The sequence below is a fragment of the Rania fehmarnensis genome, assembly GCF_056494185.1.
Map to the genome: position 1 here is coordinate 1,560,163 of NZ_CM151398.1, position 23,429 is coordinate 1,583,591.

19 protein-coding genes are annotated in these 23,429 nt (G+C 53.3%); 8 read left to right on the forward strand and 11 right to left on the reverse strand.

Annotated elements, in window-relative coordinates; translation table 11 throughout:
* Window positions 1-10: 10 nt before the first annotated feature.
* Together SH573x_RS04850 and SH573x_RS04855 are read right to left on the reverse strand one after the other, a co-directional pair.
* Window positions 11-400 carry a GxxExxY protein gene (locus SH573x_RS04850; RefSeq protein ID WP_479353206.1) on the reverse strand — a complete coding sequence of 130 codons (390 nt, stop codon included), beginning with the start codon at window positions 398-400 and terminating at the stop codon, window positions 11-13.
* Between the two features lie 580 nt (window positions 401-980).
* On the reverse strand, window positions 981-1,775 hold the full coding sequence (locus SH573x_RS04855) for a TVP38/TMEM64 family protein (RefSeq protein WP_479353207.1): 795 nt from the start codon (window positions 1,773-1,775) through the stop codon (window positions 981-983).
* A gap of 550 nt (window positions 1,776-2,325) precedes the next feature.
* Between SH573x_RS04855 and arsS the strand changes: the two genes are divergently transcribed.
* Window positions 2,326-3,381, forward strand: coding sequence for an arsenosugar biosynthesis radical SAM (seleno)protein ArsS (gene arsS / locus SH573x_RS04860; protein WP_479353208.1), 1,056 nt, complete (start codon window positions 2,326-2,328; stop codon window positions 3,379-3,381).
* Between the two features lie 309 nt (window positions 3,382-3,690).
* Entirely contained in the window at window positions 3,691-5,049 is a 1,359-nt protein-coding gene (locus tag SH573x_RS04865) for a TIGR04283 family arsenosugar biosynthesis glycosyltransferase (protein ID WP_479356650.1), read from the forward strand.
* On the opposite strand, the gene SH573x_RS04870 is transcribed toward SH573x_RS04865, so the two are convergent.
* From SH573x_RS04870 to SH573x_RS04885, 4 genes are all read right to left on the reverse strand, one after another.
* Window positions 5,042-5,662 (reverse strand): pyridoxamine 5'-phosphate oxidase family protein, encoded by a 621-nt coding sequence (locus tag SH573x_RS04870; protein WP_479353209.1) that lies wholly within the window; start codon window positions 5,660-5,662, stop codon window positions 5,042-5,044. The genes SH573x_RS04865 and SH573x_RS04870 overlap by 8 nt on opposite strands.
* Window positions 5,663-5,784: 122 nt before the next feature.
* Complete coding sequence (locus tag SH573x_RS04875; RefSeq protein WP_479353210.1) at window positions 5,785-6,774, reverse strand: alpha/beta fold hydrolase; 990 nt, start codon at window positions 6,772-6,774, stop codon at window positions 5,785-5,787.
* Window positions 6,775-6,889: 115 nt separating this feature from the next.
* Window positions 6,890-7,360, reverse strand: a complete 471-nt coding sequence (locus SH573x_RS04880; RefSeq protein WP_479353211.1) for a nuclear transport factor 2 family protein — start codon at window positions 7,358-7,360, stop codon at window positions 6,890-6,892.
* Between the two features lie 53 nt (window positions 7,361-7,413).
* Window positions 7,414-7,977, reverse strand: coding sequence for a carboxymuconolactone decarboxylase family protein (locus tag SH573x_RS04885; RefSeq protein ID WP_479353212.1), 564 nt, complete (start codon window positions 7,975-7,977; stop codon window positions 7,414-7,416).
* A gap of 234 nt (window positions 7,978-8,211) precedes the next feature.
* Here SH573x_RS04885 and SH573x_RS04890 point away from each other — a divergent pair, with 234 nt between their 5' ends.
* Window positions 8,212-8,646, forward strand: a complete 435-nt coding sequence (locus tag SH573x_RS04890; protein WP_479353213.1) for a cytochrome c peroxidase — start codon at window positions 8,212-8,214, stop codon at window positions 8,644-8,646.
* A 90-nt stretch (window positions 8,647-8,736) separates the two neighbouring features.
* On the opposite strand, the gene SH573x_RS04895 is transcribed toward SH573x_RS04890, so the two are convergent.
* Complete coding sequence (locus tag SH573x_RS04895) at window positions 8,737-10,218, reverse strand: TolC family protein (RefSeq protein WP_479353214.1); 1,482 nt, start codon at window positions 10,216-10,218, stop codon at window positions 8,737-8,739.
* A 469-nt stretch (window positions 10,219-10,687) separates the two neighbouring features.
* Between SH573x_RS04895 and SH573x_RS04900 the strand changes: the two genes are divergently transcribed.
* The 5 genes from SH573x_RS04900 to arsB all read left to right on the forward strand — a co-directional run bounded on the left by SH573x_RS04900 (window position 10,688) and on the right by arsB (window position 18,309).
* Window positions 10,688-13,918, forward strand: coding sequence for an efflux RND transporter permease subunit (locus SH573x_RS04900; RefSeq protein ID WP_479353215.1), 3,231 nt, complete (start codon window positions 10,688-10,690; stop codon window positions 13,916-13,918).
* Between the two features lie 34 nt (window positions 13,919-13,952).
* On the forward strand, window positions 13,953-15,305 hold the full coding sequence (locus SH573x_RS04905; protein ID WP_479353216.1) for an efflux RND transporter periplasmic adaptor subunit: 1,353 nt from the start codon (window positions 13,953-13,955) through the stop codon (window positions 15,303-15,305).
* A 175-nt stretch (window positions 15,306-15,480) separates the two neighbouring features.
* Window positions 15,481-16,539, forward strand: coding sequence for a hypothetical protein (locus tag SH573x_RS04910; RefSeq protein WP_479353217.1), 1,059 nt, complete (start codon window positions 15,481-15,483; stop codon window positions 16,537-16,539).
* 273 nt (window positions 16,540-16,812) lie between these two features.
* Entirely contained in the window at window positions 16,813-17,157 is a 345-nt protein-coding gene (locus tag SH573x_RS04915; RefSeq protein ID WP_479353218.1) for an ArsR/SmtB family transcription factor, read from the forward strand.
* Between the two features lie 84 nt (window positions 17,158-17,241).
* Window positions 17,242-18,309 carry an ACR3 family arsenite efflux transporter gene (arsB, locus tag SH573x_RS04920; RefSeq protein ID WP_479353219.1) on the forward strand — a complete coding sequence of 356 codons (1,068 nt, stop codon included), beginning with the start codon at window positions 17,242-17,244 and terminating at the stop codon, window positions 18,307-18,309.
* On the opposite strand, the gene SH573x_RS04925 is transcribed toward arsB, so the two are convergent.
* The 4 genes from SH573x_RS04925 to arsA are packed head-to-tail and all read right to left on the reverse strand — an operon-like array spanning window position 18,303 to window position 23,261.
* Window positions 18,303-19,052, reverse strand: a complete 750-nt coding sequence (locus SH573x_RS04925; RefSeq protein ID WP_479353220.1) for an ABC transporter ATP-binding protein — start codon at window positions 19,050-19,052, stop codon at window positions 18,303-18,305. The genes arsB and SH573x_RS04925 overlap by 7 nt on opposite strands.
* Window positions 19,053-19,068: 16 nt before the next feature.
* Window positions 19,069-20,283, reverse strand: coding sequence for an ABC transporter permease (locus tag SH573x_RS04930; RefSeq protein WP_479353221.1), 1,215 nt, complete (start codon window positions 20,281-20,283; stop codon window positions 19,069-19,071).
* On the reverse strand, window positions 20,280-21,464 hold the full coding sequence (locus SH573x_RS04935) for an efflux RND transporter periplasmic adaptor subunit (RefSeq protein WP_479353222.1): 1,185 nt from the start codon (window positions 21,462-21,464) through the stop codon (window positions 20,280-20,282). The genes SH573x_RS04930 and SH573x_RS04935 overlap by 4 nt, the downstream gene beginning before the upstream one ends.
* Window positions 21,465-21,482: 18 nt before the next feature.
* Window positions 21,483-23,261: an arsenical pump-driving ATPase gene (gene arsA / locus SH573x_RS04940; RefSeq protein WP_479353223.1), complete on the reverse strand. Its 1,779-nt coding sequence runs from the start codon at window positions 23,259-23,261 to the stop codon at window positions 21,483-21,485.
* Window positions 23,262-23,429: the final 168 nt, after the last annotated feature.

A 23,429-nucleotide genomic window follows, 5' to 3' on the forward strand; every position in this document is an offset into this window, starting at 1 on the left:
TGGCAAGTTGTCAGTCCTGGTCAGTCAATTTGTTAACGACTCTCGATACACCATCTTTAAACAACTCTTCTCCGAAATTGATCAGTAGGCCGAGCCTGCGATCGGCGACACGTAGGTAAGTCAGAAGTATCTTCTTATGAACGGGATGTATGTTTTCAACCGACTTCAGTTCAATGATTACTTTGTGCTCTACAACTATGTCTGCTCGAAACCCGACATCCATTTTCACTCCATCCCAGATAACAGGAACGGGGACCTGATTCACAACATGTAATCCGCGTTTTCGCAATTCGTGCATCATGACCGCCTCATACACTGATTCGAGCAACCCCGGGCCAAGTTGCTGATGAATATGAAACCCAACGTCAACAATGATTTTCGCGATTTCGTTTTCGTGCATAGCCATTTACCTCGACTGTAAGAAGTTGGTATATTTCACTCCAATGGGCGAAGCTCGCCAAGATTTGAATTCGGTAGCGGCATCTACTTTGCGCCTTAGCGCCTTTGCGTGATCCAAATTGTCGACGATACTCCGCGTGTTGATATAACGGTTCGAAAAGTTTCTCGCCAAGGCGCAAGGCTCGCCAAGATTTGAATTCAGTGTTGATCTCCTCTTTGCGGCTTAGTGCCTGTGCGTGAACCTAATTTGCGGCAATTCTCCACGCGTTGATGTTACGGGACGAAAAGTTTCACGCCAATGCGGACAGCTCGCCAAGTTGTGAATTCAGTTGTGATCTCTTCTTTGCGCCTTAGCGCCTGTGCGTGAACCTAATTTGTCGACGATACTCCGCGTGTTGATATAACGGGACGAAAGGTTTCACGCCAAGACGCAAAGCTCGCCAAGATTTGAATTCAGTGTTGATCTCCTCTTTGCGTCTTAGCGCCTTTGCGTGAACCTAATTTGTCGACGATACTCCGCGTGTTGATATAACGGGACGAAAGGTTTCACGCCAAGGCGCAAAGCTCGCCAAGTCGTGAATTCACTTTTGACCTCCTCTTGGCGTCATAGCGCCTTTGCGAGATCCAAATTGTCGACGATTCAGGGCGGATATCAAGCGTTTGATCATCAGCGGTAGCAGTCCGAGAATCACAAACGCGAGTAGCAATTGCCAAGTGATCACTTTGCCGACACCTTCTTCAGCCAGTTGCTTCAATCCGGGGACGGTCGAACCTGCGTAAACGTAAGCTGCAGTTGCCGGTAACATCCCAAGTTGGCTAACCCACCAAAATGTAAAGACGCGAATTTTGGTCAGCCCCATGACTACGTTGATGACAAAAAATGGGACCGCGGGAATCAATCGCAGCGTGAAGAGGTAAAACGCGCCTTCACGATCAAAGGCTTCGTTGATGGATTCCAATCGACGAGCGAACTTCTGCTGAACCCAACGTTGCAATAAATATCGCGTCAGTAGGAAAGCCAATGTCGCTCCACCTGTGGAACCAAAGCTAACCACTAGTAAGCCTTGCCAGAATCCAAAGTACCAACCGCAGGCAAGGGTTAGCAGTACTGCACCAGGCAACGAGCATCCAGCCACGGCGATATAAACTGCAATGGCCACGATCGCCGCCCAAAACGGATGGTTTTGTCGGTAATCGCGCAGGGCTGACTCTTGCGTCGCCAGGTACTTAATTGACAGGTGATCGCCAAGCAGCCAATACGACCCTCCGGCCACGACTGCCAGCAAAATGAGCAAGCCGATTTTCGTGGCGTTTCCCGTTTTCTGCGGTGGATTCCCCGACTCATTGGTTCTCGGCGAATCGAGGTCAATGACCATGGCGACACATCTTTCCGTTTGTGACTGAATAGAGAGCTGTCGGCGCCACGTAGCCGAGTCTCTCCGAGACTCGAAATCTCTTCTACCACGTAACTTTGCCGACAGCTAGTCAGTGTCTCGGAGAGACACTGCTACGTGCCCCACGTAGCCGAGTCTCTCCGAGACTCGTAATCTCTACTACCGCGTAACTCTGCCAATAGTTAGTCAGTGTCTCGGAGAGACACTGCTACGTGTGAGCCGTAGCCTTTCTGGTAACATTCGCCCAATATCCGTTCAACGGGACGAACCAAGCGACAGCCCAGTATGTGCCTGACAAGAATCGTTCTGACGGCGACACTGAGATCGGATCGAGCCGATACAATGACACATCACGTTGAGGAGACCAAACAATGAGCGGGACTCAGGCAGAAACTCGCGAAGTTGCAGAAGCGGAGCCGATTCCGACTGCTGTTAATGAACACAGTCAAGCTTCACGCAAAGGCGCGAAGAATTTATTCTTGGCTACTTTGCGGGCTTTGCGCCTTTGCGTGAGAACAAATAAGAACCTACTATGAAACTTCAAACATTATTTAGAACGGGCAACCCGTTAGCCTCTCCCACCGCGCAACTGCAGATCTTGCAAGGTAGCGAGAGTAGCCCCTTAGTACCGTTCAGCGATCAACTTGCCAAACACGGTGCGATGCCGCTGCTCCGTAAGCAATTGACGACACTGCAAATCAATGTTGGCAAGCTTTGCAACCTGACCTGCACACATTGCCACGTTGATGCAGGACCTGATCGTCGCGAGAGCATGACTTATGAAACAGCACGCCAAGTAATTGATTTTCTCGCCAGGTCAGAAGTCAAGACGCTCGACATTACCGGCGGCGCGCCTGAGATGAATCCGCAATTTCGAATGCTAGTTCAAGAGGCTCGAAAACTTGATCGGCAAATCATTGATCGTTGCAACCTCACGATCCTACTGGCCAGCGGCTTTACCGACCTGCCGGAATTTCTAGCCGAGCATAAGGTAAGCGTGATCGCTTCACTGCCGTGTTATCTTGAAGAGAACTGCGATGCACAACGGGGTAGTGGCGTATTCGCGAAATCGATCGCAGCCATTCGCAAGCTGAACGAGCTTGGTTATTCACAGCCGAATTCGAATCTGACGCTTGACCTGGTCTACAACCCGACCGGCCTAGGCCTGCCTCCTGAGCAGAATAGGCTAGAGGCATCGTACAAGGCTGAACTTAACGCGCGATACGGTATCCAGTTCAACAACCTGCTGACGATCACCAATATGCCGGTTAGTCGATTCCTGGACGACCTGCTGCGGCGCGGCAAGTACGAAGAGTATCTGGGAAAGCTGATCCAAAGCTTCAATCCAAGTACCATAGATAACTTAATGTGCCGCTCGCTACTGTCCGTGGACTGGAACGGATTCGTCTATGATTGCGACTTTAATCAGATGCTTGACCTGGCAATCAATCCAGACGATGGCCGAGTTCATATTTCTCAGTTGACCGACGACCTACTTGCGGATCGCGCTATACGAACTGCCAACCATTGTTATGGCTGCACGGCTGGCTGTGGCTCGAGTTGCGGCGGCAGCTTGGTAAGCACGTAGCAGTGTCTCTCCGAGACACTGATTAACTATTGGCAGAGTTACGCGGTAGTAGAGATTACGAGTCTCGGAGAGACTCGGCTACGTGGGGACACGTAGCAGTGTCTCTCCGAGACACTGATTGACGGTAGGCAGAGTTACGCGGCAGTAGAGATTACGAGTCTCAGAGAGACTCGGCTACGTGGGGACACGTAGCAGTGTCTCTCCGAGACACTGATTGACTGTTGGCAGAGTTACGTGGTAGTAGAGATTCGAGTCTCGGAGAGACTCGGCTACGTGCTAAACCTTCAAGTGTAGAAGCCTCGGTTGCTAATGACTTTCGCCCGCGATCATCTGCTAATCTTTGCCAGGCTTCCCAAGGCTGGGGCCAACAAGACGCGGTTGATCCCGGCGATCGGCGCCGAGAAGGCGACGCAGGTGTATCGTCAGTTGGTTGATCGAACTCTGAGCGAGGCCCGGGGTTTAGCGAGCGAACGAGGCTGCCAGATAACCGTGTGCTTCACGGGTGGCTCAGCTGCAGAAGTTCAAAGCGCGTTCGGTAAGGATCTGGCTTACTCCGAGCAAGTCGGACAATCGTTGGGCGATCGTTTGCATCTTGCAACGAAGGTTGCATTGAACGCTGGAGCCAAACGAGTCGTGGTGATCGGAACCGATTGTCCCAGTCTGACCACTAACGACTTAAATTCTGCTTTCGAACAACTCGGACAGCATGACATTGTCATCGGACCAGCACATGATGGAGGTTACTATTTGATTGGCCTCAAAGCTGACCATGCCTGTCTGTTCGCCGATATCAACTGGAGCACATCGCAGGTCTTGCAGCAAACGTTGCATAAGACGCGAGAGTTGAGCTTACGTGTCCATCAACTGCGAATGTTGCCAGATGTTGATTATCCGGAAGACCTGCTGCCGCTGCGGCGAATCGCTAAGTGTCACCAGCTTCCGTTCAAGAATGAAACTGGAAAACTCTCTGTCATCATTCCAACGCTCAACGAAGAAGCGAATCTGCCGGCCACGCTCGACTCTGTCGGCGATCCCAACGGTGACTTGGAGGTGATTGTTGTTGACGCGGGTAGTACCGACCAAACGGTCGAGATTGCCAAGCAGCGTGGATGCCGGGTCTTCGTCGGCAATCCAGGGCGCGCAATTCAAATGAACGCCGGAGGGGCAGTCGCCACCGGCGAGCACTTGCTGTTTCTCCATGCTGATACACGACTACCCAGCGACTACCGAGCTGAGATCGCGCGAGTTCTCGCCAGCCCCGTCGCCTGCGGAGCGTTTCCGTTGAAGATTGATGCCCCAGGACTCGCATTGAGAATGATCGAGTCGGGCGTTGCCTTCCGTTCGCGGCGATTCCAAATGCCGTACGGTGACCAGGCGTTGTTTTTCCGATCAGCTGATTTCTATGCCCAGAACGGCTTCAAGCGGATGAGCATCATGGAAGACTACGAGTTAGTCGCCAGAATGCGTCAGACTGGCCGCATTGGCCTGGCGAGCAAACCTGTGACGACATCCGCTCGTCGCTGGATGAAAAGAGGAATTCTGCGAACCACACTCGTTAACCAGCTGTGCGTGATCGCTTATCGGCTTGGCTTCTCTGATACGGCGATCGCGAGGCTTTATCGTGGAAGCCAGTCCGGCAAACGCTCCGTCGATCGCCCGACTACGTAGCCCTTCCTTCTTTGAGTCTTGCGATCTCTGCCTGTAGTTCAGTTATCTGCCCCCGCAAAGAAGCCACGACTTGCTCGACGTCGGCTTCGGGAAAACGTCGATGAATGTGCTGCTGACAATTGATATCCCAGGCTTCGATGTGAAAGAGAATTGCCCGCTCTACGTTGCCGTCGTAAGTTGCGTCTCCAAGCCGCTGGAGCAGATTAGAGTCGCCTTCGATTACTTCTGCGGACCCCCACACCTTGATTCGCTGCTGATTTACATAGTCCATCAGAAACAAAAACGCTTTCGAGTTTTCTGACAAGTTGCCGATGGAAATATATTGACGATTACCTCCAAAGTCTGCAAATCCCAGCGTTTGCTCGTCGATGATCTTTAAGAACCCTTTAGGTCCTCCACGATACTGAATGTATGGCTGTCCTTCGCCGTTGGCTGTACCGAGATAAAACATATCCAGTTCTGCAGTGAAGCCAGCGAGCTCGGGCGTAACCCGATTCTGCCAACCGCCTCGCGACTCCATTCGAGCATAGCTTGGGCGTGAACCTTTAGCAGCTTGAATCGCCTTTACCGCAGGTGTGAAAGCGATGTCGCTAGTTGGTCGGTGCTCGGGCATGTTAGTAATTTACCTTTTAGTACTTTGGATCCAAGGAACACATTCGCTCGACATCCCCGAGCGAATGCGTTGGCTAAGCAGTGTGGACACGTCGGATATTGTCCGCATTGATGATGCATAGACTACTTGGAAAGCGTTTGGTTCAAAAACGCGCGGATCAAGCTGGCAATCTGGTCACCATTGGATTCTAGAGCAAAATGCCCCGCGTCGAGAAGATGAAAGTCGATTTGCTTAATATCGCGACGATAGGGCTGGGCACCTGCGGCTGGAAAGATTTGATCGTTCTTGCCCCACACGATGAGCATGGGTGGCTGGTGCTGGCGGAAATACTCCTGCCACTTCGGATACAGCGGCGGATTGCTGCCGTAGCTCAGGAAGAGATCGAGTTGTATCTCGCTGTTCCCTTCACGGTCCAACAAAAATTGATCATGCGCTGGTCCATCTGGACTGATGCGTTCCACCTCCGGCACACCGTGCGTGTACTGCCATTTGGTCGCGTCGTAAGTGAGCAATCCCTTCAATGCTTCTCGTTTGGCTAAGTCGTTTGGGTTCTTCCAGTAGTCCTTAACGGGTTTCCAAAAGTCGTTATCTATACCCTCGTCGTAGGCGTTGCCGTTCTGGACGATAAAGCCACGAACTCGTTCTGGATGCGTTGTGGCCACCCGAAATCCGACCGGTGCACCATAGTCTTGAACATAGAGCACATACGACTGGACTTTGAGTTGTTCCAGAAAATGATCGACCACCGTCGCCAGGTGATCGAAGGTGTAGTCGAAGTCCGACCGCTTCGGCATCGAGCTTTGTCCGAACCCCGGATAGTCGGGCGCAATCACGTGGTATTGATCCGCCAATTTAGGGATCAAATTGCGAAACATCTGCGAACTGGTGGGAAATCCGTGCAGCAGCACGATTGTGGGAGCGCTTTTGGGCCCCGCTTCGCGATAGAAGATGTCGAGTCCATCGACCTTCACCGTTTTGTGAAGTACGTGTCCCTGTTCACCTGCATTCACTGCCGTGGGAGTCTGTGCTTGAGGCGTGGTCGTTAGAAACGACGTGCTCAAAACAGCTGTCACGGCAATCAGGCCAAACAATTTAAAGTAGTCGCAAATCATAATCTGCTTTTCATTTGTAATTGGATGTCATCAAAATAGAGGTTTGAACCGAGTGTTGCTGCTTGCTCTGCCAAAGTAGCCGCACCTTCAGTCGATCGCGGACCAAGCAACGACCTCACTCGACGCCACTGAGCCCCACATGTGATACAGGCCGATCGCCTGGTGTGGACCACAAGAAGCGACGTTGTTGAAACTGGATAGCTACATCATTGATGCTGGCCTCACGCCTGCGCATCAGGCCCTCTTCGTCAAACTCCCACAATTCATTGCCGTAACTTCTGAACCAATTCGAGTTGAAGTCATGCCATTCGTATTGAAACCGCACCGCAATGCGGTTATCACCGAAGGTCCAAAGTTCCTTGACCAATCGATAGTCAAGCTCCTTCTCCCACTTGGCGGTCAGGAATTGAACGATCTCATCACGCCCACGTAGGAACTGATCACGGTTGCGCCAGAGCGAGTCTTCGCTGTATGCCAAGGCAACTCGCAACGGATCGCGACTGTTCCAGGCATTCTCAGCAGCTCGGACCTTGGCCAGGGCTTGGGCTTGATTAAAGGGCGGGCGGATGATGGATGTTGAATTCATGACTGCCTCGGAAGCAAGTTAAGTGAGAGCTTGAACGGGCCTGGAGACCCGTTCTACGCATGTGATGCTTCAGTCGCAAGGCTGAGCGGAGTTGCCTTGGGGAAGTCGATCTCGGGATCGGCGACGTGATTGAAGTAGTTGGTGAAGATATTGAGTGCCACGTTGGCGACAATCTCGGCGATGGTGGCATCGTTAAGGCCAGCTGTGCGTGCTTGATCCAACTCGCGGTCGGTTACCTGACCTCGGTTGTCGACCAAGAGTCCTGCCAACCGAAGTACGGCATCCGTTTTGGAGTCGATGGCTTTGCCATGTCGACTATCAAGAATCTGTTCTGCGGTGAGACCGACCATCTTGCCGACGGTGGAGTGTGCAGCCAAGCAGTAGTCGCAACTATTGCGCTGGGCTACTGTCAGCGCGATTTGCTCGCGAACCTTCGACGACAACGTCCCTTTGGCCAGGGCACCACTGAGTCCCAGATAGCCTTCCAGTACAGCTGGAGCAATGGCCATGGTACGAGCGATGTTGGGCACCATCCCGAGTTTGGCATGGACGGCATCAAGTAGTTCTTTGGCTTTACCAGTTGCCGTGTCGGGAGCGATCGGTTGAATTCGTGTCATGATGGGCCGTCCTAAAAAAAAATGAGTCTTGCGTCAGGAAGTCTGCGCTTCTGGGCTCTTGCAAATCACTTCCCGTGCCACATGCTCCAGTTTGTTGTAAATCATTGTTCAGTATGAGGTTACGCACATATGCCTCGGCGTTGAGTGGCAGCGATATTTCGGTGTTCCACGAATTTTCGTTGTGTCCGCAACGAAAAATCGGCAATCTGCTCCTAAGAGCTCGATAAACCTATAGTGGCGTTCGGGCGGCATCTGTTTTGGGACAAGCGACTATCTGCAAATGGCAAGATTGCTTGTGCTTCGTGTCATGCGGCCAGCAGTTGGGGCGCGGATGCTGAACAATTTTCGTTGGATGCCAAGGAGAAGCGTACCCAACGCAATTCGCCATCCGTGTTCAATTCGATGCGCCAGCCGCATCTCCGCTGTACTGGCGATCGAAATCTGGGGGCAACCAAGCTTCAGGCAACTCTACTGGAGGGCGGCGAGGTGCCGAAGTGGACCTCGGTCTCGATACCTAATGAGCTATCAGGCGAGGCACTAGAGTCATTCATCTTGCTGAAAGCCGGGCGGCTTGGCGTTCAAGTCGATCGACCATTTTCATTCTTGATCGAAGGAGCATTCTCGAAGGTTCCCATATGGTTTACTTCGATGAAACCGCCCAGCAAGTAACGGGACATCTCGAAGCTTTTAGTGTCGACGCGTCCAGCACATTGCGACTTCCTACGAAGTAAGGCACTGCAAAACAATGAACTACCCGACTTATCTTGATTGCTCGGCGTTTGCTACGGTTGTTGATTGCTCTGACATCGCGTTAACAGGCCAGCCTAAAGCCCACTGGAGTTGCAGCTGGGATCGATTATGATCGGCAACTGCTCGCAGATAAGCCCGCTCGGAGGCCTCCAAAGCTTGGATGGCTTGCAGGACTTCGATAGGCAGTCCCTGGCCATCGCGAATTCGATCAATGTTGCGTTGATAGGAATCACGAGCGCGAGCAATCGCGGTTTGCGCCATGTCGACTTGTTGCTTGCGAATACCGACTTGGATGTTGGCTTCAGCCACTTCTTGGGCAACCTGGTCCATGATTCTCAGTTTCGCGAATGTGGCCTGTTGAACCTGTGAACTTCGTTCTCGCCTGGCCGCGCCTTCCCCAAAGCCGAGATTGCGAGTCTCCCAGACCATCAAGGCGTCGATGTCGTAGCGTCCGCCAAAATTGTCGGCGCTGCTACCCAGTCCGCCACCGAAGCTTGTCGAACTGAAGCCCAATAGAACGCTTGGTACAAACGGCGCGTACTTCTCACGCTTGTAAGCTTCACAAGCAGCCGCTACCAGGGCTTGTGATTCTTTCAGCTCAGGTCTTGTGGCTAGTCCAGTCGAGATGAGTGACGATTCGTCAGAACTGTGTGTCATTTCAAGCGGCACCGCTATCGTATCCTGCGGCAGGATCGATGATGTCATCGGAATACTAAGGACACGCGCCAAGCGTGTGGAAGCGACTAATTGACGTTCACGCAAGGCCAACTGACGCGTTTGCAACAACGCCAGTTCCGTGGCAGTTCGGTCTGCGTCTGATTTCAATCCTTCACCGGCTTCGGCGAAGTTTTCCGTCAGCTCGGCCAAGTCTGACGTTCGCTTCACTGCTGAGGCAATGATCTCGGCGTCTTGATAAGCTTCTAACAAGTCCATGTAAGCGGTGCCAACATTGAGAAGCTGTTGATTCAATACTGCGGAAGCCGCGTGGCCGCGGGCCCAGGCAGTCTTTTCGGCAGCGTTCGGAAGAAACAATGCATCGGCAAGATGAAACCGAGCAACGATGCCTGGTTGCGAAGGTGAGCCTGCACCGACCGCCCCAGCGCCCAGCCCGTAGTTGAATGAGTTGAGGTTCACATCGACGATCGCACCTTGCACGTCTTGGTAGTTGCCATCGCGCCTGCGGTAATTGAATCCCGATTGAATACTCGGCAGCCACATGACATTGGCTCGGTCAAGCTGTGCATACGCTTCTTGGACTCGCCACTGCGCAAAACCCACAACTGGATGTTGTCCGCCGATCATCGCCAGAGCCGTCGGGAGATTAATAGGTACGGAAGACCCTGTGGCCACTTGTTCATGAGTTTCGGGTGTAGCGTTTGCTTCCGCAGTTTGCAAGGCAACCGGCGCGGCAAGAGCCACAACCGCCTTCGATGGACCGATGTCGGGCGTATAGCCAAAGGAGCTGGCATCTGCGCTTCCGCTTTCGGCCATGGCGACATTCTGGTGCGAGGCAGGCTGAATCAAACCACTCACGCAATTTGGCAAGTCCGAGTTGTTTGATGTGTAAAATTTGGACGGTGAAACCTGTGAAACGGACTTCGTATGAAGCGGCTGGGCTGGATTGGTTGACGCACAACCGGCAAGAATCAAACAAACAATGAATGCCGCGGTCCAGAGTGAGAGATTTCGCTGCATGTTGCCTGTTCCCTCAGGATGCTGAGATTCCATACACACTTCCGTTTGTGCGGTCTTGGTTAGCTTTGTTTCGACAAACGGTGGTCAGGCTAACAGGGGCTGTAGCAATTGTTTTGCAACTTCTAGTCGTACGACCTTAGGGGTTGCTCGATGCAGCGATTAGAATGGGATTTCCAGCCCGGAAAACTTTGACGACTGGCTGAACGGAATCGGTTGCAAGGGCAAACCACCTCCGTTGTTCGTGGATAAACCGGAATCAAACTGCATGCAACTTATACTCTCGGCCATGCGTCGACCGGCGACCGTCATGGTGCTCGTCCTTAGCCTGGCACTGGGCTGCTTCTTGGCAATTGGCCCGTCTGTATTTCAGCACTACAAATGGCCATACCCCGCGGGATTGCCCAAGGGGATGGAAGTCGATATCTTCCCGAAGCTGAACTTGCCAGTCATCTACGTCTGCCAACCCTACGGTGGGATGGACCCAGCGCAGATGGAAGGTTTTCTGACCAACTACTACGAGTATCACTTCCTGTATATCAGCGGTATCCACCACGTGGAGTCGCGGAATGTACAGGGAACGGCGCTGATGAAGCTGTACTTCCATCCAGAGACCAATATGGCTCAAGCGATGGCCGAGACGATCAACTATGTGAATCGTTCTCAAGCGTTCATGCCGCCTGGAACGGTGTCCCCGTTCGTGATGCGCTTCGATACGGGTAGTGTGCCCGTGGGCTATCTCGTTCTATCAAGCGACACTCGCAGCATCGCTGAGATCCAAGACTTGGCGCTCTTCCGCGTGCGTCCCATGTTTTCAAGTCTACCTGGTGTTTCTGCTCCGCCACCCTTCGGTGGTAGTGCTCGATCAATCGTCATCACGGTCGATCCTAAGAAGCTGCAATCGTATAGCATGTCTCCGGACGAAGTGATTACGGCGCTCACCAAGGGCAACACGATCAGTCCGTCGGGCAATGTGCCAATCGGTGATTCTTATCCGATTGTGCCCGTCAATTCGGTTGTGAAGGACCCGCAACAACTTGGTTCGATTCCAGTACGTATGGGCGCAGACGCAGTCTTCATTCGCGACCTGGCAACGATCCAAGACTCCGCCGACGCACCTGCCGGTTATGCATTGGTCAATGGCCGACGAGCGGTTTATATCTTAGCCACAAAGCGCGCGGAAGCGTCAACTCTCAGCGTCATCAATAACATCAAGGATGCACTTCCAAAGATGAAGGAAGCTCTCGGTGCGGATGGCGAAGGCATCGACGTACGCTTCGAGTTCGACCAATCGCCCTATGTCACCAGAGCTGTCGGAGGAGTTGTAACCGAAGGCGTCCTGGGCGCTGTGCTAGTTGGATTGATGATTCTGCTGTTCTTGCGAGATTGGCGGAGTTCTCTGATCGTTGTTTTGAACATCCCGTTGGCACTCTTCTGTTCCATCCTCGCTTTGTGGATCACTGGTCAAACGATCAACCTCATGACGCTAGGAGGATTGGCTCTCGCGATTGGAATTCTGGTTGACGAAGCGACGGTCTCCATCGAGAACATCCATTCGCATTTGAAGAGAGGCGTACCACTGGCAAGAGCCGTATGTGACGGTTCGATGGAAACGATCGTTCCACGCCTACTAGCGATGTTGTGCATCTTGGCCGTTTTCGTTTCGTCGTTCTTTATGCAAGGCGCGGCACGAGCCCTGTTCGTTCCCCTATCGCTGGCCGTTGGATTCGCGATGATCGCTTCCTACTTCTTATCTAGCACCTTTGTGCCAGTCATGTCGGTTTGGTTACTAAAAGCGGGTCATGATGAGGATGCACATCGACCCACATCCTTTGATCGCTTTCGCGAGACCTATGAGAAGTTACTTTCAGGACTTGTTCACCTTCGCTGGCTGTTCGTTCCGCTCTACTTGGCCATCTGTATCGGCGTAATTGCTTGGGTAGCGCCGAAACTAGGTCGCGGTGTTTTTCCCGTTGTCGACGCCGGCCAGTTCCGATTGCGCATGCGAGCTCCCGATGGAACCCATATCGAAAAGTCCGAAGCTCTGGCGAAGCAGGCGTTGCGATTAATAGGCGAGGAGCTAGGGGTAGAGAACATTGAACTTACGCTGGGTTACGTGGGAATGATTCACTCGAACTTTCCAGTGAATGCCGTCTACCAATGGTCGCGAGGGCCCGAAGAAGCCATTCTGTATGTTGACCTAAGCGACAATCTTCATTTGTCCGACGAGGTGCTGAAAGGACGAGTTCGGGAACGACTTGCGCAAGAAATGCCGGACGTTCGTTTCTCGTTCGAGCCTTCGGACATCGTCAACGAGGTCATGAGTTTTGGTTCGCCGACGCCAATCGAAGTTGTCGTCAGCGGATCGGACTTTGCCAAGAGTCGAGAGTTCGCTGAAAAACTAAGAAGAGAGCTGGCCCAAGTTCCAGTGCTTCGCGATTTACAACTTGGACAGTCGATGGACTACCCCACGGTGCAAGTAAACGTAGATCGTGAGAAGGCTGGCCTGGCAGGTTTGATGCCGATCGATGTGTCGCGAGCGTTGGTGACAGCAACTTCATCCAGTCGCTTCATCGTACCCAACTACTGGGCTGACCCGAAGAGTGGCATAGCCTATCAAGTTCAGGTTGAAATTCCGCGTCCGGTTGTGCGCTCACCTTATGATGTCGAGACCATTGGATCGATTGCTCAGCTAGGGCGCATCCCGCTGCGCAAGACGCCTGATGGTCAAGTCCTCATTCAAGATGTGGCTTCGTTGGAGCGTGGCACAATGCCTGGCCAATACGATCGCTATAACATGAAACGCCAAGTAACACTCACGGCTAACATAGCGGGGAGCGATCTCGGTTCTGTTTCTACACTGGTTCAAACAGCTATCGCTAAAGCCGGGGCACCGCCTACCGGCAGCACGGTAGAAGTGCGCGGCCAGATCCCGCCGATGCAAGAAATGCAATCGGGTCTATCGATTGGTTTGCTACTGGCAATCGTTGTAGTCTTCTTGCTGCTAACTGCTAATTTTCAGTCGATTCGGCTGTCTCTGGTGACCGTATCCACCATTCCAGCCGTAGTGACTGGTGTCGTAGTTATGCTCTACTTCACCAACACGACTGTGAATATCCAATCATTCATCGGTGCAATCATGGCAGTTGGCGTGGCGATGGCCAACGCGATTTTGCTCGTAACCTTTGCCGAGAAACGTCGTGGCGAAGTGAGTGACGTGACGTCGGCTGCCGTCAGCGGTGCAGGCAGTCGACTGCGGGCTATTTTGATGACAAGTTTGGCCATGATTGCTGGTATGCTGCCGATGGCACTGGCTTTTGGTGAGTCGGGGCAACAGAATGCGCCGCTTGGACGAGCGGTTGTGGGTGGCCTCATAGCCGCCACCATAGCTACGTTATTCTTATTACCACTGTTCTTTGCGATATTGCAGTCCAAGGCGAGCCTGAAATCGGCTTCGATGGATCCTGGCGATCCCGAAAGCCGCCACTTCGCCAACTAACTACATCCATTCGTTTATCCAAGCCAGACCAGAAATGCACATATCACCTCCCATAAAATTCGTAGCCACATTCTCTCTGCTTTGTGCAGTGGCAGGCTGCAATTCGAAACCAGCCGGCGGACCCGTAGCCGACGCTGGAGTTGCTCCCGCGAACTCTTTAGATCGAGTCACTGCCGGCGTCCCAACCAAGAAGACGCTACAGCTGTTCACAGAACAGCCCGGACGTGTCGTCGCGTTCGAAGAAACTCCGATCCTGTCGAAGCTGGCGGGTTATGTGGAGTCGGTTCAGTTTGATATTGGCGACAAGGTTGCCAAAGGTCAGGTACTGGTGCGTATTCATGCACCAGAGTACCGGGACCAGCTAGAACAGAAACGTGGACTGCTTGGTCAAGCCGAAGCCCAAGTCAAACAAGCCGAAGCTGCGCTGGTGGCTGCCGAAGCCGCATCGAACTCGTCGAAGTCGATGGTTGTACAAGCCGAAGCGGGAGTGGGTCGCACCGATGCTGAGTACGCTCGCTGGAATTCTGAACTGCAGCGTATCCAACAACTCGTCAGCAAAGGTTCCGTGACACCCAAGCTGGCCGATGAAACATCGAGTCAATTTCAGTCCGCCGATGCCGCGCGTAAAGAGGCATTGGCGCTGATTGAATCCGCCAAGGCCCGCGGGCGAGAAGCGGAAGCAAACGTGCTGACCGCCAAGGCCGATATCGAAGCAGCCAAGGCAAAAATGAAAGTCGCTCAGTCGGACATCGCTCAAGCTGAAACCATGCTGACTTACAAAGAGCTGACCGCACCCTTCGATGGTTTCGTAACGAGTCGACATGTTGATGCGGGTCACTATGTTCAGCCTGCCGCTGCCAGCAATGCCCAACCGCTGATGACCGTTGCAAATGTCGGCAAGGTGCGTGTTTTTGTTAACGTTCCTGAAACCGAAGCAGCGTGGGTCGACGCAGGTTTTGGTAGGGCGGACGCAGGCGATCTAGTCACGATTCTTTCACCTTCGCTTCCCGGTGGAAAAATCGATGCAAGAGTCACTCGAACGAGCCTGCAGCTTGATCCCCAGAGTCGATCGCTGTCAGTCGAAATTGATCTCGACAACAATGATCTGAAATTGCTGCCTGGAGCATTCGTGACGACCAAAATGCTTCTCGAACAACGAAAGGACGTCCTGACACTACCAACGGGAGCTATCGTCAGAACGGCCGACGGGACTAAGTGCTGTGTCGTAGTCGACGGCAAGATTCAGCATCGCCCAATCGAGCTCGGCCTTCGCGCCGGCGACGACGTGGAGATTAAGTCAGGTCTCGAAGGTAGCGAAGCAGTCGTCCTGCTGAGGGCCGGCTCACTGCAGGTCGGACAGTCCGTCGAGATTGTCGTGAAGAAATAGAGCTCAGAACGTATTGAATCGCTATTGGTGTCCTGCTCTTGAATTGGACGTGTCCACGTGCTTAGCTACAGGTTGACCGCGAAGCAATGAATGGCTAAGTTACCATTGCCTTTTCGTTCAAATTTCCCGAGAGATGAGCATGGTTGGCCACAATAATTTTCTCCACCGTTGCTGGATGTTTATCTGGTTCGCTGTGTCATTGACGACGCCATTGACTACTTTGTCGGTCAGTGCTGGGCATCCTCTTTACCGTGTGTCGACTAATCCCAGTTTTGCAGATGGCCTGGATGCCTGGATCTATCGCGACTTGAGCCATCAGTTCTTGCCGCGACCGTACTACATTTTGGATGGCACGGGTAAACGGGACCGTGATACGAACATGTTGGAACTGATGGGCACAGGGGGCTTTGGTCAGTTTGTTCAAGTGCTACCGGGAGCACAGTATCAGTTGTTGCGATGTTACGGCTACAAGCAGAGCGTTGATCCGACGCAGCCAGCTGGCTTCGCGGTTGCCGCCGTTAGCTACTATGACATCACATGGACGGAGATCGCCCATTATCAAACGCCCTTGACAGATCGCACGACAGATATCAATCAGGCATACAACACCTACGGCACCTATGTCCCACCCACAGCCGCCTTTGCGTTCCTGTTTATTTGGATTGGTGATGCGGGAACAAAAGTCGTTATGGACGATCTGGAACTGTTGGAGGTCTTGCCAGATCCGCAAGCAGTGCAGTCCGGCAATTTGTTGATGAATGCCAGCATGAATTTCAGCTATGTAAGCGGCGCACAGCCTTACGATGTACATACGCACAGAGGCTTGAACGGTCCTGAGTTCTGGGAGCATTCACGCGACGCGCAGGAAGTTCCCTCGCCGTTCGAGTTTGGCCGCTTTCGTTACTTTGGTTCCTATAGCACTGAGGAATGGGCACGCCAGCGCGTAGAACTGACACCCGGGGTGAGTTACCAACTCGAATTCTCCGGCACGCGAGGCTACCGCGAGCGGCATCTCACAGACTTTACTCTGGGTGTCGATTTCTTTGACGAGCGTGGAACTTACTTGTCGAGCCAGAATATCTCGTTGGCGGCGCCCGGGCCAAATCCCGAGTTCTATTTCGATGCATCGAGAACCATCGTACCGCCTGCAAATTCACGTTACGAATACGTGCGAGTCTACGCGCCAGCATCCGATAGTCAGTTGCAGGTCTTGTCTATTATTTTGCGACGGTGAACCACAATCTGACGGAAGTGAGGCGCAGATCGCTGTGCATGATTTGAGTTAGTTCGAGTAGCTGCTTAACAACCTCTAATGAGCGGAAGGGTGCTGATTGCGCCCATCTTGTCGCTTTGTCCAGCCAGCTGGTGCCAGCAATGCTCTGCCGTTGACGACTCTAGCGAATGTCGGCGAGGGTGCGTGGTGGTTAACGTCTCGCATCTTGACGCTCACGAACGCAGACAGTACGCTTGCATGCTGACGCAAGTATGCATTAAAAGAAAGTCGACCATGAAACCTCAGGAAGCTTCCCGGTGTTGCGGGCCGATTGATAACGTGCTGGATGCTGAACTCTTCAGGGCTTTGGGCGAGCCGATGCGGTTGAAACTGCTCTCATGCCTGGCTAAGTGCGGTCGAGCCTGTTCTGTTACCGAACTGGCTGAATGCTGCGCAGTCGATTTTTCAGTGGTCTCACGGCACTTGGGTGTGCTCGAGAAAGCCGGCGTTCTTACCGCGACCAAACAAGGACGCACGGTCTTCTACGAAGTGCGTTACCAGCACCTGACCGCAGCGTTTCGCGCCTTGGCAAAGGCCATTGAAGGGTGTCGTCCTAAGCGGGGTGCTGCTAAAGCATAAGCCGCGCGCCTCTTCCTCCGGTTTGAGTTTCGCCAGTGTTGGATTCAGCCATTCGCATGTCAGCGAATCAGAAAGACTCTCGATATGGACAAAGCTGAAAAGTCTGCGATCAGCTTTTTTGAAAAGAACCTCACCTACTGGGTTGCCCTGTGTATGGTGGTCGGAGTGCTTATAGGCAAATTCGTCCCGGCGATTCCAGCATTTCTCGCCAAGTTGGAGTACGCCAACGTTTCCATTCCGATTGCAATGTTGATCTGGTTGATGATCTATCCGATGATGATGAAAGTCGATTTTGCCAGCGTGAAGAACGTGGGCAAAAATCCAAAGGGGCTGCTGGTTACCTGGGTCGTGAATTGGCTGATCAAGCCCTTCACGATGTTTGGGATCGCTGCCTTCTTTTTCTATGTGGTCTTCAGGCCGTGGATTTCACCCGAATTGGCCAAGGACTACCTGGCCGGTGCCGTCTTACTTGGAGCCGCTCCCTGCACAGCGATGGTTTTTGTGTGGAGCCACCTGACTCGCGGCAATGCGGCATACACGGTCGTTCAAGTGGCAACCAATGACTTGATCATCCTGATTGCCTTCACGCCGATCGTCGCCTTCTTGCTCGGCATCGGTGGAATCACAATCCCATGGATGACTCTGATCGTCTCCGTGATTCTGTTCGTAGTTGTGCCACTAGTCGGTGGAGTCCTCACGCGAAATCTTGTGATTCGATTGAAGGGCGAAGAGTACTTTCAGAATGCATTTGTCCCCAAGTTCAACAACCTTACGATTGCGGGGCTATTGTTAACACTCGTCTTGATCTTTTCGTTCCAAGGTGAAGTGATCATTAACAATCCGCTGCACATTGTGCTGATCGCCATTCCGCTGATCATTCAGACGGTGCTGATTTTCTTCCTGTCCTACGGAGCCTGCTATCGACTTCACTGCCGTCACGATATCGCCGCTCCCGCCGGCATGATCGGAGCTTCTAACTTTTTCGAGCTGTCTGTCGCTGTAGCGATCACACTCTTCGGAGCTTCGTCGCCGGTGGTGTTAGCGACGATCGTGGGTGTTTTGGTGGAGGTGCCCGTGATGCTGGCTCTGGTAGCCTACGCCAATAAAACTAGCAGTTCGTTCGCCCAGTTCGAAACCATCGAGGGTCAATGACTTGACGGAGCCGTAGAGACTCGAATGGCTCCGTCTTCCATTTCGTATATCGTGTCAAAAACGTCCAGCGTTCGATGGTCATGGGTAACCACGATGACACCAGCGCCGTGCTGCCGGGCGACGTCGCGAAACAGTTGCATCACTTGGCGGCCTCGAAAGCTATCCAGCGCAGCCGTTGGTTCGTCTGCCAGCAGAACGCTGGGGTGATTGGCCAGTGCTCTGGCGACGGCCACGCGTTGTTGTTGGCCGCCCGATAGCATCGAGACTTCGTGGTTCGCGCGATCGCCGACGCCCAGTGATTCAAGCAGCTCTTGTGCACGTTTGCCGGCTGCTCGATGCGACAGGCCATTGAGCTCCATGGCGATCTGAACGTTCTCGCGTGCATTCAAAAAGTCGATCAAGTTTGACTTCTGGAATACGAATCCGATGTGCTTTCGACGAAATGCTCGTACATCCGTTTGAGCCTCAGGGCCATCCATGACCAATTCACCGCCGATCCAAATCTGGCCACTGGTGGGCGGATTGATCAAGCCAATCGCGGTCAGAAATGTTGACTTGCCGGAACCACTTGGCCCTAGTAAGGCGACTACTTCTCCCTGGCGAACGGAAACGGACGCATCATGCATCGCGATGACTTCCGTGTTCCCTGCGCCATACACCTTGCGAAGTCCGCGCGTTTCGATGGCTAATTTCGATGCGGCAGGCTCGACAGTCTCGGCGCGTGCGGTAGCGGTGATATTCATGGCGGGTGCTCTTTTGTTAGCTCATCAGTACGTCGTTCGGCTCGACCTTCAGCGCTTTCCAAATGCCCATCAAGCTGGAAAGTACTGAGATGATAAATACCACAATCGCTAACTGAATGAGGTCTTCATTGGTAAGCACGACACGCCGGGGAAACTTGGGAAACAACTGCATCCCGGCGGTATACGCGACCACGTAACCCAGCCCACCGAGCAGCAACGCTTGTTGCAAAATCATGCCTAGAATCACTCGATTGGGCGCTCCGATTAGCTTCAAGAGGGCAATCGCATAGATCTTGTCGAGCGTGAGTGTGTAAATGATCAGCGCCATGATGATGGCAGCGATGATGGTGAGCAGCACACGGAACATAAAGAGCTGTTTGCGAGCTTTGTCCACGATGCCTTGAACCAGCAGATCTTCCTGACCGGCTGTTGTATAGACCGACACGTCCTGCCAACTTTCGATGAGCGACTGTATCTTGTCGAGATCTGCTCCAGGCTTGACTGTAACCAGGACTGCACTCAAGGACGGCGCTGCGATCGCTGGCAACTGCGAGGTGGGAAGCGCTAGTTGCTCCGTCAGTTGCGGTTGTTGCAAGAAAACTTCGCTGCCTTGTCCACGATTGTCGCGGGCGGCGCGTTCCAAACGAATCGCTTCCGCCGGTGAATCGAATTGAATCGCTTGCGAATCCAACAATGTTGTGAAGGCCATGCCGTCGCCACCCGTGCTGACCATGCCGGCGGTGATACCGACGATCGCGTACTCATCTTTACCCAATCGCAGTCTCTCACCCAATTCGAGCCCCAGCGATTTATCCGCGATCATCTCATAGTGGTTTTCGCGCATGGGACGACCAGCGACTAGTTGCAACCAGTCCCCTTTGTCCTCAGGCCAACTCAAACCCAGAATCGACATTCGCAGCAACTCTCCGCGATGCTCGCGCTGAATGGTGTGAAAAACAAATTCTCTGGCCGATGCCACGCCCGGAACAGCTTGCGCTCGGTAGACCAAATTCGTCGGTACGCGAGATAGCTCTGCGAATGGGCCACGCGTATCTTGCTGAACGATCCACAGATCGGCTCCGATCTTATTGATCAAGAATGTGGCGTCTTCCAACAGCCCACGATAAATGCCAGCCATGCCCATCACGATCATCAGCAACATGCCGATGCCAATGGTTGTCATCACAAAGCGGCCAAGGTTCTTGCGAATGTCTTTGAAGGCAAGGTTCACGGGATCAATACCTTCCTGCCATCGGCCAACTTGCTACCCGGCTGTGCTGGTTTGACAACGATCTCACCAACGGTCAGCCCCTCGAGAACTTGAACTGTATCGCGGCCTTCAATGCCCAGTTTCAGCGATCGCCATTGGGCCCAGCCATTCTCTTGAATATACGCACCTTGCTGCTCGCCCTGCCCCGTTCCTTGTTTAACCAAAAACGAAGCGGGCAGCCATACGCAGCTTTCGACGCGCGCCGTCTCAATGAAGACCTCGGCTCGTTGACCAATGGCCCATGTCTCAGGCAGCTTTAGTGCGCGGACATCGACCGTGAACTCTCGAGTCTCACGATCAGATTGCTTACCTAGGCGTGCTACAACACCATCGAAAGCCACAGCAGGTTGAGACCGAAAGACAATCTTCGCAGGCTGCTGGTCTTTCAGCTGCTCCATTTCCGTTTCGTCCACCCAAGCGGAAACCCATAGTTCATCAAGAGAGATTAGCTGCAGAATCGGCGAACCAGGAACAACAATCGCACCCGCATCGCGCTCTCGCGCGATGACGAGTCCATCGAATGGGGCCATCAACTTAGCGTCCGCCAGCCGTGCCTCTTGAAACTTGAGCGTCTCGCGATTGAGCGTGACTTGTTGTTCAGCCTCGAGCATATTAGCTTCCGCCCTCAGCAGTCCAGACTTAGCTAACTCAAACGCTTCTTGCGTCTGATCGAATTCTGACTGGCTGACCGAGTTGGCCGTGACTAACGTTCGCATCCGCCCCAATTCAGCATCCGTTTTGGTGTAGGTGGACTTAGCCTGGGCAATCTCTGCACGAAAGCGACCCAGCGTGGCCTCGGCTGAACTTATGCCCGCAGTGGCCATGCGCGCTTGTTGAGCCAAATCTTCGTCATCCAATTGCACTAGCAACTGCCCGGCTTTGACAACGGAACCTTGGTCGACAAGCACTTCCGCAATGCGTCCTTGAATCTTTGGGCTGATCGTAGTTCGGATACGTGCTTCCAGAGTACCAGTACCCATCACGCTCCGGACAACAGGGCCAGTGCTGATAGTATGGCTCGCGACAGAGATCGGTTGGTTGCGAATGAACCAAATACTACCCGCAATAATTGCCAACAGTAGCGGGTACTTCAATGCTCGTAGTATTCGCCATAGCTTGTTCCAAAAGGACAGTCGGCCCATGATACGTTTCCGATTCGCTTAGGTAGCTGCTGTGATGTCAGCGTGTGTCAGTCGGCTAAGTGCTTGCAGTCCAGTAGGCGGCTCGATTTGCCAAGGGATGATGGCCACGCGACTGGCTTGCACTTCTTTGACCTCACGCAAGTACTTCTGCTCATGCGATTGGCGCTGCTTCATCAGCGGATCGGTAATGGGCAACGGACTGAGCACTTGATTAATGACCCATGCATAGGGCTCGATCTCGGCGCGTCGCAGATCCCGCTGCAATGCAGCCGCTTCGTGGACTGGAGTCGCTTCGGGCAGCGTGACAATCAGCACGCGAGTGAAGTTTGGATCTCTTAAACGCGGTAGCAGGTTTTCAACCGCTTCCGGCATTTCGCTCGCTTGGCGTGTGACCTCGCGGTGGTAAGCAAGCGCGGAGTCGAGCAAGAGAACTGTATGACCGGTTGGAGCGGTATCGAGCACCACAAACTTGTTCTTGCCGGCGGCAACCGCATCGGCGAAGGCTCGAAAAACAGCGATCTCTTCAGTGCACGGCGATCGAAGATCTTCTTCCAGCAATGCTTTGCCTTGAGCGTCGAGGTTTGCACCGGCTTTATCAAGTACTTGAGCGGAGTACTTGGCTGTTTCTGCCTCCGGATCGATGCGACTGACCGTCAAGGTCGGCAAGCTCTCATCGTTCATCGCGGCTGCGATATGTGCTGCAGGATCGGTTGTGGAAAGATGGACTTCATATCCCCGTTTCGCAATGGCCACTGCGATCGCTGCCGCAACAGTTGTTTTGCCAACACCACCCTTGCCCATCGCCAAAATGACTCCATGGCCAGGGGCGACCAGATCATCAATCAATTCCGAAAGCAACGGCAAACCATCGACTCGATCCGTCACTACATCATTCTCATTGGTAAACGATGCAGAGTTTACTGTACCGAGGCGACGCAGTGATGCGATACCAAGAATTCCATCTGGACTGAGCGGCACGATGGTTTGTGGAAACGCTTTTAAGCTGTCTGGCGTTGCGCTCAAAGCCGCCGCCCCACGCTGCTGCAATGCCACGGCATAAGGATCGCGCGAGTCGATCGCTTGAAACACGCCGTTGACCACCAGATGTTGATTCCGAACGCCGAGCTCTGCCAGTTCACCACTGGTTCGAGCAGCTTCACGCAGAGCGCTGGCTTCAGCGCGAGCTACTAATACCAGCGTCGTCACAGCGGGATTGCCCAGCGCTTTGACGGACTCCTGATATAGTTTCTGTTGCGCCTGCAAGCCAGCCAGTGGTCCAAGACAGCTGGTTCCAGTCGTGTTTTGCTCCATGAAGCCATCCCAGGCCGATGGGAGCGTGAGCAATCGCAGTGTATGCCCTGTAGGTGCCGTGTCGAAGATCACATGATCAAACTCAGCGGTAGCGGTGGGATCACCCAGCAAGCGCGAGAACTCATCAAAGGCAGCGATCTCCAGCGTGCAAGAGCCAGAGAATTGTTCTTCCATGCTCTTAACTGCTGCCTCAGGTAGCAATCCCCGATAAGGGCCAACCATGCGTTCGCGGTACTCGGCTGCCGATTTCTCTGGATCGAGATTCATAGCGAACAGAGTTGGTATCGCTGGTATTGCCGTAGGATGATTGCCAAGTGTAACGCCCAGAACTTCATCCAGATTGGAAGCAGGGTCCGTGGACACAAGTAATACTCTCTTACCAGCATCAGCGAGTCTGACCGCCGTAGCACATGCCACCGACGTCTTTCCAACGCCGCCTTTGCCGGTGAAGAACAAATTGCGCGTGGGATGAATTAGATATTGCATGATTGGCTTGAAAGTTGAGGGTCGAATGTAGAACGGGTCTCCAGGCCCGTTCTTACTGTACAGGTCATTGCAACTACCAAGTTCGCAGGGGTTGAGGACGGAGGACGGGCCTGGAGACCCGTCCTACGGAGCAGCAGGGTCTTGGAGGACGGGCCTGGAGATCCGTCC